This window comes from Sulfitobacter sediminilitoris (assembly GCF_010667575.1).
Lineage (GTDB): Bacteria > Pseudomonadota > Alphaproteobacteria > Rhodobacterales > Rhodobacteraceae > Sulfitobacter > Sulfitobacter sediminilitoris.
The window spans coordinates 235878-249424 of the sequence record NZ_JAABNT010000004.1 but is presented as its reverse complement, the minus strand read 5'-3'; the positions used below and the strand labels follow the sequence as shown (position 1 = coordinate 249424).

Annotated in this window: 12 protein-coding genes; 10 read left to right on the top strand and 2 right to left on the bottom strand. The window is 58.0% G+C overall.

The features are described 5' to 3' along the window. Positions 1-91: 91 nt before the first annotated feature. Positions 92-943: an EAL domain-containing protein gene (locus GV827_RS09000; protein ID WP_328823132.1), complete on the bottom strand. Its 852-nt coding sequence runs from the start codon at positions 941-943 to the stop codon at positions 92-94. A 117-nt stretch (positions 944-1060) separates the two neighbouring features. Here GV827_RS09000 and GV827_RS08995 point away from each other — a divergent pair, with 117 nt between their 5' ends. From GV827_RS08995 to GV827_RS08965, 7 genes are all read left to right on the top strand, one after another. Next, entirely contained in the window at positions 1061-1642 is a 582-nt protein-coding gene (locus GV827_RS08995) for a DNA-3-methyladenine glycosylase I (RefSeq protein ID WP_164353456.1), read from the top strand. 284 nt (positions 1643-1926) lie between these two features. Next, positions 1927-4158 carry an ATP-binding protein gene (locus GV827_RS08990; protein ID WP_164353455.1) on the top strand — a complete coding sequence of 744 codons (2232 nt, stop codon included), beginning with the start codon at positions 1927-1929 and terminating at the stop codon, positions 4156-4158. Positions 4159-4240: 82 nt separating this feature from the next. Further along, the gene (locus GV827_RS08985) at positions 4241-4771 is read left to right on the top strand and encodes a biliverdin-producing heme oxygenase (RefSeq protein ID WP_204325800.1); all 531 of its coding nucleotides are present in this window, start codon (positions 4241-4243) and stop codon (positions 4769-4771) included. A gap of 173 nt (positions 4772-4944) precedes the next feature. Then, positions 4945-5565, top strand: coding sequence for a 30S ribosomal protein S4 (gene rpsD, locus GV827_RS08980; protein WP_164353453.1), 621 nt, complete (start codon positions 4945-4947; stop codon positions 5563-5565). Positions 5566-5692: 127 nt separating this feature from the next. Beyond that, entirely contained in the window at positions 5693-6793 is a 1101-nt protein-coding gene (gene hisC / locus GV827_RS08975; protein ID WP_164353452.1) for a histidinol-phosphate transaminase, read from the top strand. After that, positions 6777-7700: a prephenate/arogenate dehydrogenase family protein gene (locus tag GV827_RS08970; RefSeq protein ID WP_164353451.1), complete on the top strand. Its 924-nt coding sequence runs from the start codon at positions 6777-6779 to the stop codon at positions 7698-7700. Before hisC ends, GV827_RS08970 begins: the two co-directional genes overlap by 17 nt. 42 nt (positions 7701-7742) lie before the next feature. Beyond that, positions 7743-8495 carry an extensin-like domain-containing protein gene (locus GV827_RS08965; RefSeq protein WP_164353549.1) on the top strand — a complete coding sequence of 251 codons (753 nt, stop codon included), beginning with the start codon at positions 7743-7745 and terminating at the stop codon, positions 8493-8495. A 104-nt stretch (positions 8496-8599) separates the two neighbouring features. Here GV827_RS08965 and GV827_RS08960 read toward each other — a convergent pair whose 3' ends face one another. Then, positions 8600-9598, bottom strand: a complete 999-nt coding sequence (locus GV827_RS08960) for a DUF2125 domain-containing protein (RefSeq protein WP_164353450.1) — start codon at positions 9596-9598, stop codon at positions 8600-8602. Positions 9599-9663: 65 nt separating this feature from the next. Between GV827_RS08960 and GV827_RS08955 the strand changes: the two genes are divergently transcribed. From GV827_RS08955 to GV827_RS08945, 3 genes are all read left to right on the top strand, one after another. Continuing rightward, positions 9664-10194 carry a gamma-glutamylcyclotransferase gene (locus tag GV827_RS08955; protein WP_164353449.1) on the top strand — a complete coding sequence of 177 codons (531 nt, stop codon included), beginning with the start codon at positions 9664-9666 and terminating at the stop codon, positions 10192-10194. Between the two features lie 75 nt (positions 10195-10269). Then, entirely contained in the window at positions 10270-11496 is a 1227-nt protein-coding gene (locus tag GV827_RS08950; RefSeq protein WP_164353448.1) for a biopolymer transporter ExbB, read from the top strand. Beyond that, a complete protein-coding gene (locus GV827_RS08945; protein ID WP_164353447.1) occupies positions 11497-13539 on the top strand; it encodes a peptidoglycan -binding protein in 2043 nt (680 codons plus the stop codon). Positions 13540-13547: the final 8 nt, after the last annotated feature.

Genomic DNA, 13547 nt, shown 5'->3' with positions numbered 1-13547 from the left:
GCGCGACTCCCCCGCCTTCTGGAGGCGGTCTTACATCATGCGCTGCATCGCGGCAACTGACGCGACGGAATGGCAGCTATGTGCAGGCGTATTAGCCCGATCTGGCTTGCTCGCTGGGCTGGTTCTGGCGCAACCACGCGGGTTGAACGGTTGGCGCACTGAAAAAGTACCCTTGCAAGCAATCCACACCCATTTGGGTCAGCAATGCAGCGTCCTCTGCGTTTTCTACGTTTTCTGCAACCGTCAGCATGTCAAAATGGCCCGCCACTGACAAAAGCGCTGCTGTGATCGCCCGGTTGTCGGGGTTCTGGGCGATGCCGCGCACGAATTGGCCGTCGATCTTGAGAATGTCAAAAAAGAAGTCTTTGAAATACCGGATGGCGGTATTGCCGGCACCGTAGTTGTCCAGGGCGAAACAGACGCCATGAGGCTGTAACTCGTCCATGAAATTCACAACAAGCTCCGGCACCAGCATTGCCGAATTCTCGGTGATCTCAAGGATCAACCGCTCTCCTAGCGTGTCATCCTGTTTCAGGTGGCGGCGCAACGTCTTGTTCCAATCCGTATACCCGATAGAGCGGGCCGACATATTGATCGACAACCGCAATCCCGGATTGGCCCTAAGGGTCTGCAAACCCATGCGCAGGGCCTGCACATCAATTTCGCGGCCCAGATCCGTACCCTCGACCTTTGGCATAAAATCGCTGGCCGGGATGACGCGACCGGTGGCGTCAAGCACGCGAATCAACCCCTCGTAAAAGGCGACCTTCGCGGGGTTGCTTGCGCGCATGACTGGCTGATAGGCCAACAGCATTTGCTTGTGTACCACCGCATCTCGAACCATGTCGGGCGTATCCTTGTCACGCTGTGTCACGGCATAGTTGTTCGGGTTGTCCGCACCCGGAGGGACGTCGACACGACGTGCTTTGAAACGGTTGATCACGGCAATTTACTTTCACTGGGGCTTGAGAGAGCATGGGCATCAAAATCATAACCGCCTGTTAAAGCGGAAATTTGGTACGAATTGTATTTGCTCGAAACCGGGCGGTAGGGGGAACGGATGGAACGTTGTGGTTGGGCTGGGCCTGAACAGATCTACAAGGACTACCACGACACCGAATGGGGCGTGCCTGAATGGGACAGCCGCGCACTGTGGGAAAAACTTATCCTTGATGGCTTTCAGGCAGGGCTCAGCTGGATCACGATCCTCAAAAAGCGCGACAACTTTCGCGCGGCTTTCGAAGGTTTTGATCCGAATGTCATTGCCGAATGGGGCGAACCCGAGGTCGCTCGCCTGCTAACGGATGCGGGCATCATCCGGCACCGTGGCAAGATCGAAGCAACGATCCATAACGCCAGAGCCTGGCAAAAGGTTGAGGCGCGCGAGGGCTTTGACCGTTTCATGTGGGGATACGTGGACGGCACGCCGATGCAGAACCGCTGGACACGTCTGGCCGACGTGCCAGCCAAAACGCAACTGACAGAGCAGATTTCGAAAGACCTCAAAAAGCAGGGGTTCAAGTTCTGCGGTCCGACGATTGTTTACGCGTGGATGCAGGCTTGCGGGTTGTTCAACGATCATCTGATCTCTTGCCCGCAACATGCGCAATGCGCCGGGCTAGCGAAGAATTTGACGGAATGATCCAGCCGACCTCACACTTGATATGGTCTTCATATACTCTTCGCATCCTCTGGGGCCTCGCATTATTTACGGCAGGCAGGGTATCGCGGCTCTCCTGCTTGATCCGAGTCAGCCTAATACAGGGCGGGATTTAGTCCGCTTCTGCAGCGGTCAGCCCTGCCGGCGTTAAGCGCCAGTTCACAAATATCTCCGATGTTGCTGCAAAGAGGCAAGAAAACGCGCCCGGTCTGGAAAAGTGGCCGGCCTCCGGTCGCGCACAGCGATGGTTTGAAAGGACGTTACCGATGGAACATCAGCAACAAACCAGTGGATTGACATCGCTCACGCAGTTTTTTGACCAGATTGACGATACTTCGCTGCATGACTGCGACCGCAAGGAAATCCACCTCTCTGGTGAGGTTCAGGCCAACGGCGCATTACTTGTCGCGGACCCCGAAACGGGCAGCATTATCGGTGCCTCCGCGAATGCGTCTGAATTTCTGGGAATTCCGATGCGCAGCCTGCTGGAATGCAATCTGCACGCGGTTGACCCCGACCTTGCAACGCAAGTTGCAGAGGCTCTCGATGACACCCAGATTTTGCATGAAGTTCTGGACTATACCTTCACGCACAATGACATCACGCATGATACCGTCACTCATTTGCACGATGGCCGACGGATTATCGAATTCATTCCAAACAACAGCCCGTCGCCCAATGAAGCGCGCAAGAAAATGCGGATTTGCTCCAAGGCTTGCGCTCGCATCCTGCATGCGGCCAGCTTTGAAGAGGCATTGAATATTGCGGTGGATGCGGTCCGAGATATCACCGGTTATAGCCGGGCCAAAATCTACCGATTTCATGTCGACTGGTCTGGCGAAGTCATCGCAGAAAGCCGGAGTGACGCGCTGCCCTCATGTCTGGGCCTGTGCTTTCCTCCGGGGGACATACCGAAACAGGTGCGTCAGATCATGTCGATCGTCCCGTACAGGGCGATTGGGTCCAGCCGTAATGACACGGTGCCGATACACAGCAAATCTGGCGTTGGCGGGCAGCTCGACCTGACATGGTCTGTTTTGCGGTCAGTCTCGAAAATGCACACAGCATATTTGCGCAATATCAACGTTGGCGCAGCGTTCTCAAGTAGTCTGATGTATGACGGCAAACTTTGGGGGCTGATCGCGATCCACGATGTGAACGAAGGTATCCTGCCTTTCGATTGTTGGAGCCTCGTGCAAGAGATCGGCACTGCGGTCATGCTGCGACACGCTCAGCAACAAAGAACCGATGTCGTAGACATGATCGCGCGCCTGCGGCAGGTTGAAAACGGATTTGCGGCCGCTTTGCGCAAGGATGGTGACGTCGAATCCGTCCTGTCAAAACTCATGCCCGTGCTTTGCGAATTTCTGGGAGCAGACGGTTTTGCGTTCCAGTTCGGTAACAATCTTCATGTTACCGGACAGACACCACCGCCGGAGTTCATTTCGGAATTTATAAACTGGGCGGTCCGCAAGCACGTGACCTCAGATCAGTTCCAGACGATTTCACTGCACAAGGAGTGGGCCCCTGCCAAGGCGCATATCGACACAGCCTGTGGCGTGTTGATCCAACCTATCGTGGTGCATCGTGTCTGCCAGTTGATCTGGTTCCGCGGTCCGATCACCCGGACTGTCAACTGGGCAGGTCGGCCTGAGGAAAAAGAAGATACGCGCGCACTGGGGCCACGCGCATCATTTGAAAAGTGGGTACAGCTACACGAGGATCAGAGTCTGCCGTGGCGAGAGGCGGAATTGCAGAGTGCGCGGGAAATTTTTCAGGAATTTTTGGATATTATGGCCGCACAGTTGTTGCTGAAAGAAGAGAACGCAACGCTGCGCCAATTCGCAGCAACTGCAGCGCACGATCTGCGCGCCCCGCTGATCGGGCTCAACGTCGCTCTTGAGTGGATGAGCGAGGACGGCTTTAAAGCAGATTCCGTCAAAGAAACCCATGCGATGGCACAGCGGTCTTCGCAGCGGATGCAGGATTTGACCGAAGGTTTGCTGGAACTGGTGGTGCTTGAGAACCAAACACAGGTTTTCGAACCTGTGGCGATGCAGGACATCATCCAGGACGTTTGGCATCTGTTGGCCATTCAGATTGAAGAGGCTGGCGCGCAGATTGACCTGCAAAGCGCGCCGGTACTTTCGGGAACAGAACGGCTGCTGCTGCGCCTGTTTCTTAATCTGGTGTCCAACGCGATCAAGTATCGCCAGCCAGACCGTGCCCTGCGTATCACCATCTCTGCGCGCACGGAACAGAACGGCTTTGTCGAGATCGCAGTCGCTGACAATGGAATGGGTATCGCGGCCAAAGGTGCCGAGCGGATTTTCGAGCCATTGCAAAGGCTGCATTCCAAGGATGAGATTGAGGGCGCAGGACTTGGCCTTGCGATCTGTCAGCGGATCGTGAATGCCCACGGTGGGACGCTTCATCTGGACACCGAATACCAGGATGGTGCTTGTTTTGTGGTGCGATTGCCGACCCATGAGGGCTGATCAGTCAGTGCATGCCTCTTCGGCTTTTGACGTCAGGCAAGCTTTGGCGGAGGCCACGGCGCCTGCACACCGAGCGTTGCATGTGCACCCATGGATTGCACGCCTGAACGCACCTGACCTAAGCGTGCAGGTCTACGGGCAAATTCTGTTGGCCTACTACAGCATATACACTGAGGTGGAGGCCCGGCGTGTGGCGGCGGATGTTTTTGCCGGGCTTGGTCTTGGGCCGGCGGTATCCGCTTTGGCTGCCGACATCTCTGCGCTGGGAAAGCGCAGGGCAACGCGCTGGTGTCCGGTTTCTGCTGCTTGGACGGAGCCAGTTGAGATTTTGGGCGCGCTTTATGTTTTGCACGGTTCAGGCTTTGGCGCGCGCGTCCTGAATGCCTCGATTGCACGAAACCTGCCTGCGGTTCCTCGGAACTACTTTGCCTTGGGCACATCTCCGATCCTTTGGCGCAAGTTGAAAGGTGCATTGCAGGCATTTGCGGATGAACCGGCAGGGCAAGAGAAGCTGATAGCAAGCGCAAATGCGACATTTTTTCGTGTTGGTCAGGCTGTGACCCGCCATTGTGAGGATCGTACGGATACGCCAACTGCGGATGCCAAACTTTGACTGGGTCTGCGGTACTTGCATTGACTCTGCCGATTCTACCCGTATAAGCGCCGTCTGTTGGTGTTGGTGGCCCTCGCAAGGGGATGCCTGTCAGGGGGAAACCCCAAAGGACAACGCCCTTCAATCGAGTAACCCACGGGTTACTCATTAACATTACATGAAGGAGATCAGCCGTGACAAAACGCACAGCTGCCAAGCACAAGATCGACCGCCGCATGGGCGAAAATATCTGGGGCCGTCCAAAGTCCCCGGTCAACCGCCGCGAATATGGCCCCGGCCAGCACGGCCAGCGCCGCAAGGGCAAACTGTCCGACTTCGGTATTCAGTTGCGCGCCAAGCAAAAGCTCAAGGGCTACTACGGCGATCTGACCGAGAAGCAATTCCGCCGCATCTACGCCGAAGCCGAGCGTGTTAAAGGCGACACTGGTGAAAACCTGATTGGTTTGCTTGAGCGCCGTCTGGACGCTGTTGTGTACCGTGCCAAGTTCGTGGCAACCGTTTTTGCAGCGCGCCAGTTCGTGAACCACGGCCATGTCCGTGTGAACGGCAAGAAAGTGAACATCCCCTCCTACCGCGTCAAAGAAGGCGACGTTGTTGAAGTGCGTGACCGTTCCAAGCAGATGGTTGCCCTGCTGGAAGCGACACAGCTGCCAGAGCGCGACGTGCCTGACTACATCGAAGTTGACCATTCCAAGATGACCGCAAAATTTGTGCGCTCGCCCGCGCTGGGCGATGTGCCTTATCCGGTCATGATGGAACCCAACCTCGTCGTGGAATTCTACGCGAAGAACTAAACTTCGCCTGCCATTCCAAGCCAGAATACAAAGGCTGCGACGGGAAACCGCCGCAGCCTTTTGCTTTTGGCGCTGGCAGCGAGCGGATCACGCCGCTAGAACACACCAAAATCGCAAAGGTCTGGATATGAACAAGATCACGCCGCAACCGGGCATCATGGACATTAAGCTCTATCAGGGTGGGGCGGCGCATGTGACGGGTGTAGAGAACGTCATCAAGCTGTCGTCCAATGAAAACCCACTTGGACCGTCGGAGGCAGCCAAGGAAGCGTTTCGCCGGGCCGCGCTTGATCTGCATCGTTATCCGTCTTCTGACCACGGCGGCTTGCGTACAGCAATTGCCGACGTGTACGGGCTGCACGCAGATCGCATCATCTGTGGCGCCGGATCGGATGAGATTATTGCGTTTCTTTGTCAGGCCTATGCGGGGCTGGGCACAGAGGTGATCCATACCGAACACGGGTTCGGCATGTACAAGATCAGCGCCCTGGCCGCCGGGGCGACCCCTGTAGAGGTGAAAGAGCGCGAGCGCGTCACGGATGTGGATGCCATACTGGCTGCCTGCACCGACAAGACGACGCTTGTTTTCATGGCCAACCCGAATAATCCCACCGGCACGATGATTGGCGCGGCAGAGGTTGCGCGGCTTGCGGATGGGTTGCCACCACAGGCATTGCTCGTGCTGGACGGGGCCTATGCCGAATACGTTGAAGGCTATGATGGCGGTGTTACCTTGGTAGAGGCGCGCGAGAATGTCGTGATGACGCGCACCTTTTCCAAGATCTACGGGCTTGGCGGTCTGCGCATCGGATGGGGATATGGCAGCAAGGACGTTATTGACGTGCTGAACCGCGTGCGCGGGCCGTTCAACCTGAGCCAAGCGGCGCTCAACGCCGCGGAGGCAGCGGTGCGTGACACATCTTATGTGGATCATTGCCGGGCCGAAAACGCCCGCTGGCGGACATGGCTGGCGGATGCACTGGCGGCGATGGGCATCCCGTCGGATGTATCCTGCACCAATTTCGTTCTGGCGCGCATGGCATCGCAGAAAGAGGCCGAAGCCTGTGACGCCTATCTTAAATCCCAAGGGCTGATTATCCGGCTGGTGGCCAGCTATAATCTGCCCAACTGTCTGCGGATCACCGTGGGTGACGAGGCAAGCTGCCGCCGCGTGGTTCATGCCATTCGCCAGTTCAAGGACGGAGACGCAGATGGCACAAGTGTATGAACGCGTCGCTCTGATCGGGCTGGGCCTTATCGCATCGTCAATGTTCTGGGCGATGAAACGTGACGGGCTGGCGGGTGAGGTTACGGGCTATGCCCGATCTGCCGAAACCCGGGAAACGGCGCGTGAAATTGGTCTTTGTGACCGTGTGTGCGACAGCATCGCGGAGGCGGTTGATGGCGCGGACCTCATTGTGCTGTGTGTGCCCGTGGGTGTCATGGGCGATGTCGCGGCGGAAATGGCGCCGCATCTCAAGCCTGGCGCGACGGTGTCAGATGTTGGATCAGTCAAGCGCGACGTGATTGAAAAGGTCTCGCCGCACCTGCCCGACAATGTTCATTTCGTGCCTGCCCACCCTCTTGCCGGGACCGAGCATTCTGGCCCGCGTTCAGGTTTTCCCGAGCTTTTTGAAAACCGCTGGTGCTTGCTGGTTCCCGTTGAGGGTACCGATCCGGACGCCATCGCACGACTACGCGCATTGTGGGAGGGCTTTGGCGCGCTTGTCGAGGAAATGGATGCAGAGCATCATGACCTTGTGGTTGCTGTCACGTCCCATGCGCCACACCTGATCGCTTACACAATGGTCGGCGTTGCAGATGACTTGCGTCGGGTAACCGATAGCGAGGTCATCAAATATTCTGCGGGTGGTTTCCGTGATTTCACGCGGATTGCAGCGTCTGATCCAACCATGTGGCGAGACGTCTTCTTGACGAACAAGGAAGCCACGCTTGAAATCCTTGGACGCTTTACCGAAGAACTTTTTGCCCTGCAGCGCGCCATCCGGCAGGGCGATGGTGAGCATCTTCACGCCTATTTCACCCGGACCCGGGCCATTAGACGTGGCATTATCGAGGCGGGACAGGATACAGATGCACCGGACTTCGGTCGCGGTGGAGGGCGCAAAGAATGATCAGGGCGGCGGTGACCGGGTTTTTTTTTGGCAACAGCGCAGATGGCGTTGGCCGACGATCCCACATCATCGCTTAGGCCCGTTCCGCGTGGCGGTGAGGCGTCGATCCAGCCTGTGACGCTTGATCAATCGGGCGCTATCGCCCAGCCCGAACAAAGCACAGAGCAACAGGAGGCCAAGCAACGCAACGGCTTGCTGTCCTCGCTTCGTCCCTTGTTCCGGACGAACAAGGTTGCCAAGGAAGGGCGCGCGCAGAAGCGCCTGCGTGAAAAGGGTGCCGTTTGCGGCGATCTGGACATACAGGGTGAAGCCGTTGGTCGGGTGACCGGTAGGCTGCGTGGGTGTGTGGTTGAAAATGCCGTGCGTGTACGTTCGGTTTCCGGTGTGGGGTTAAGTCAGAAGGCCGTGATGGATTGCACCACGGCCAGCGCGTTGAAATCATGGATGGAAAGTGCTGCCAAACCGGCAATGGCGAAAAAGGGTGGTGGGCTCAGGACAGTCCGGGTTGCCGCGCATTACGCTTGCCGGACGCGGAACAATGAGAAAGGCGCAAAGCTGTCTGAACATGGCAAGGGCCGCGCCATCGACATTTCAGCGTTCAAGCTGGCTGATGGGACCGAAGTCAGCGTGCTGACGGGCTGGAATGCGCAACGGTTCAGTGACGCGATGCGGCGGATGCACAAAGGTGCGTGCGGACCTTTTGGCACCGTATTGGGGCCAAACGCGAACCGGTTTCACAAGGATCATTTCCATTTTGATACGGCCCGCTACCGCTCAGGCAGTTTTTGCCGCTAGGGCATTTCTGGATCAGGGCGTCCCTCCGGATATCAGTTAACGCTTTGAAATCTTTAATGTAAGGCAGCGCTATCTAAAGGCGTCATATCGAAAGAGCTTTAGAGTTATTGGCGTGCTCTCAGGCGCGGGGCCGGGCCGAGGGCGATCCCGCTGAGTGACATCAAGCCGTCCGCAAAATTGAGAGTGAGCTCTAGAGTGTCCGGATCCCCGCCGATATTGGCCAGCGCGTTCAGCATCAGGTCTGCCTGCGCAGGGATGGCAAGGTCGCTTGCTTTTGCCACGTCAAATAGGATGCGCCAATTGTCCACGAACAGGCTGACATCTCCCTTTGGTCTCCCATCCGGGTCAATATCCAGAACGCCTTGCGCCGAGATTTCGACGCTGCCCCAGATCGCCTGTGCGTCCACGATTTCGATCCGGTTTGGCGGGGGCATGCCACCCTGAACAGAATGTCTGTCGAGAGGCGCTGAAAACCCCGCAGCCCCGGTCGCTGTAGCCGTATCGAAATAGTAGGGCCAGTTCTGTGGGATATTAAGCAGAGCGCGAGGCACATCGCCGAACGCCAGATCATCAATACTGAACTGAAAGTCGTATAGCGAAGGCTGGGTGGTGCTTTGGTCAAAGAACGCCTGAAGCGTGTTGCCAGTGAACAGCCGTCCTTTTGCTGTCTGGAGGTCCCACTGGGCGCTGTCCAGACGCAGGCTTTCCAGTTCGAGCGCCGTACGGGGATGTATCCTAAGTCCGGCTTGCGCGTCCTCCGCCATCAGCTTCACGGCATAGGCGCCTGCAGTAATGTCGATCCGGTCTTGGGGCAGGGTCAGTGTGGCATAGCCGGGCCACCACGCAGGCGTTGCAAAAGAGAGGGCGGGGCTGAAGACCCGCACACCCGACGTGTCGTCCTGTAAACTGACCGGCGACAAATGCGTCTCGAACCGAAACGGGTAGCCATCTACGTCAACCTTCATGATCTGCGCCACCCAACCTTCTGCGCGTTTGGTCGCAGCCCAGTCAATGATGCCGTTCCTGATCATCAAAGAGGCAGTGAGCCACAGGAAGGACCACAGCAATCCCGCTGTGACGATGATCCACGTCAGCCTGCGCATTTTATGCCTCTTTAACTCGGAGTTCAGATGCGGTTTACCGATGACAGCAACAAAGGACCAGCGCGATGGCAATGTGGGTATTCGGCTATGGATCGCTTCTGTGGAACCCCGGTTTCGAGGTGGCGGAGAGCGTGATTGGCACGCTGCCGGGGTACGCGCGGTCGTTCTGTATGCGCTCAATCCACCATCGGGGCACCGAAGAAGAACCGGGTCTGGTGCTGGCGCTGGACCGGCAGGCGGATCATGCCTGTGCCGGCATGGCGCTGCGCGTTGCTCCGGGGCAGGAAGAACAGACGCTGGCTTACCTTCGTGAGCGGGAACTGATTTCATCGGCATATATTGAGAAGACGTTGCAGGTCTCGCTTGAAGACGGGCGCGTCGTCGAGGCGGTGGTCTATGTGATCGATGAAGACCATGAACAATATTGTGGTGGTCTGCCGCTTGAAGAACAGGCGCAGATCATCGCGCAGGCCGTGGGCGGACGGGGGCCGAACACCGAATATTTGTACAATACGGCAGACCATTTGCATGAAGTGGGCCTGCATGACCCAGACCTTGAGTGGCTCAGCCTTCGGGTGAAGGCGCTTTGCACATAATTCCATGGCAAAGCCGCTTGTTTTCAGTGTAACGTCTGCGCAGAGCAGGCATAATGGGTCAGGAGCAACGGCCTAATGGCGCAGTCAGAGCGCACACAACGACCACAGTTTTCTCAGCCGGTCCGTCAGATCTCATTGATGCTGATTGTGCTGGGGCTGACTGGGTTCGGTGCCTTTCTGGCACTGCCCTCGGTCTACCCGATCTTTGCGGCCAATCCCTATCTGAATGGCTTCATCATTTTCGTGTTCATCATCGGCGTGTTGGCCTGTTTTTATCAGGTTTTTCAGTTGATTGGCTCGGTCCGGTGGATCGAAAACTTTGCCTCAGACAAGCCCGATCCGACGACGGTCGCACCACCGATGCTGGCCCCCCTGGCGGCCCTACTGCGCACCCGTGGGGCACGGATGCAGGTATCGGCAAGTTCGACACGGTCGATCCTGGATTCGGTATCGACCCGTATTGATGAGGCGCGTGAGATCACGCGCTACATCGTCAACATGCTGATTTTCCTTGGCCTTCTGGGGACGTTTTATGGTCTTGCGACAACCGTGCCTGCGGTTGTGGACACGATCCGCAGCCTTGCCCCGTCCGAAGGGGAAGGCGGCGTGGATGTCTTCAGCCGTCTGATGACCGGGCTGGAGGCACAGTTGGGTGGCATGGGTGTCGCCTTTGGGTCTTCCTTGTTGGGACTTGCGGGATCGCTGGTCGTCGGACTGTTGGAGTTGTTTGCCGGGCATGGTCAAAACCGGTTTTATCAAGAGCTTGAAGACTGGCTTAGCTCCATCACCCGCGTCGGTTTCAGCGCAGGCGAAGACGCCACAGCAGAGCAGAACATCATGGCCGGCGTGGTGGATCACATGGCCGAGCAGATGGAGAGCCTGACCCAGATGTTCGCGGCGTCGAACGTCAGCCGTGCGGCGGTGGATGAGAAATTGAACCGGCTGGCAGATGCCGTGGACCGGATGACCGAACGGATGCAGATCGACACCGCATCGACGGCTGTGCTGGAACGGATTGCCGCGGGTCAGGAACGCATGGCAGCGGGTCAGGAAAAGCTGATCACCACTCTTGAGGGGCAGGATCAGGGCGAAGGCATGGATGCCGAAAGCCGGATGCGCCTGCGGTCGATTGACGTGCAGATGCTGCGTATCCTTGAGGAGATTTCTGCCGGGCGACAAGAAACCATGGCGGAGCTGCGTCAGGACATTGCGATGCTGGCCAAGACAATGTCGACGGGACGCCAGCCGCTGGTCCCCCGCCGTGTGCGCACGCCTGAAAAACCGGGCGGAGGGGAGCGGTAGATGGCCCTTTCCCGCAGGACGGGCACGCGGTTTCAGGGCTCCATCTGGCCCGGTTTTGTGGATGCGATGACGGGGCTTTTGCTGGTCCTGATGTTTGTTTTGACCATTTTCATGGTTGTGCAATTTGTTCTGACAGAACGGATCACCGGACAAGAGAGCGAGCTGGACGCGCTGGCAGGTGAAGTCGCTGCCCTGGCGCAAGCATTGGGATTGGAAGAGCAGTCAAACGCGCAGCTTGAGGCACGATTGGGCGCGCTGAATGCATCCTTGAATACGACGCAGGATCAATTGGATGCCGCACAGGGGCGGCTTTCTCAGCAGGACGCGCTGATTGCGTCGCTGACGTCAGAGCGCGACGCGCAGGCGGCTGCGTTGGAGGACGCAGGCGCACAGATCACACGATTTGAGGCGCAGGTGGCGGGGCTGCTGGCGGATCAAGAGACAGCGCAAGGGCAGATTGCAGATCTCGAATATCGGGAGCAGTCGTTACTGAGTGAACAGGAAGCACTTAACCTGGCGCTGGCCACAGCGCGCGATGAAATCGATGCGCAGGCTGAAACTGCCCGCCTTGCAGCGGCACGTCGCGAAGCGTTGGATGCCCTGATCGCCGATCTGCGTGCGCGGAACGCCGAGACGGAAGGACAACTCGCTGATCTACGTGCGCTTAAGGCTGAGACCGACGCGCAGGTTGCAGAGCTACGTGCCCGAAACGCTGAGGCTGAAGCACAGGTTGCGGGTTTGCAGGGTCAGGTGGACGCAACAACAGAGGCGCTGAGTGCTGAGGAAGCGGCGCGGCTGGTTGAAGCCGCGGCGGCGGAAGCCTTGCGGGCCAGGCTGGCAGACGCTGATGCGGAGTTGACCGCGATGACGCTGGCGTTGGAGGCGCAGCGTAAGGAGGCAGAAAATACGTTGACGTTGCTGGCTGCAGCGCGAGCGGCGGAAGAACAACTGGATGCGCGTCTGTCCGAGGCATTGATCCGACTGCAGACCGTTGAGCAGCAGGCTGAAACAGGAGCTCAGGCGCAAGCCGCATTGACACAGGCGCAGAAGGAATTGGAGCGGCAAAGGGCAGCGGCAGCCGCCGAGGAGGCCCAGAGTGCCGAAGAACTGGCGCGTTTGCAGGCAAACGTCCAAGCGCAGGAAGCAGCGGCGGCGGAGTTGATGGCTGACCGCGATGCATTGCGCGCAAGGTTGGCGGCAGCCGTCGCTGCGCGGCTTGCGGCAGAAACGCTTGCAGGAGATCAGAGTACCGACGCAGAGCGGCAGGCGGCGTTGCTGGCGTCTGCCCGTGAGGCCTTGGCCCAGGAAGAAGCGGCAAGTGCCGAGGCGCAGCGCCAAACGGAATTGTTAAACCAGCAAGTTGCTGCATTGCGCACCCAATTGGGCAGTTTGCAGGCCCTGCTGGACGATGCGGTCGCCCGCGATGCTGCCAAGGACATTCAGTTGCAGTCGCTTGGGTCTGATTTGAACACTGCACTGGCCCGCGTGGCTGCGGAAGAACGGCGTCGTGCGGAATTGGAAGCGGCAGAGCGGGCACGGCTTGAGGCGGAGGCCAAGGCGCTGCAGGAGCAGACCAAGGATCTTGAGCAGTATCGTTCGGAGTTCTTTGGTCGGCTGCGCGATGTTTTGGGCAATCAGGAAGGCGTGCGCATCGAAGGGGATCGGTTCGTGTTCTCATCCGAGGTGTTGTTTCCGCCCGGCGGGGCAATCCTGTCACCTGAGGGACGTCAGGAGATTGCCAAGGTGGCGGACATTCTGCGGTCTGTCGCTGGTGATATCCCTCCAGAAATTGACTGGGTGATCCGCGTTGATGGGCATACAGATAACGTCCCACTTTTGGGCGGTGGTGAGTTCGCGGACAACTGGGAGCTCAGCCAAGGCCGGGCATTGTCCGTCGTAAAGTACATGATTAATTTCTTAGGCATTCCGCCTGATCGGCTGGCCGCAAATGGATTTGGCCAGTATCAGCCGGTCGCGCTTGGAGACAGTCCTGATGCGCGGGCACAGAACCGGCGCATCGAGCTGAAGTTCACCGAGAAATAGCGGGGTTT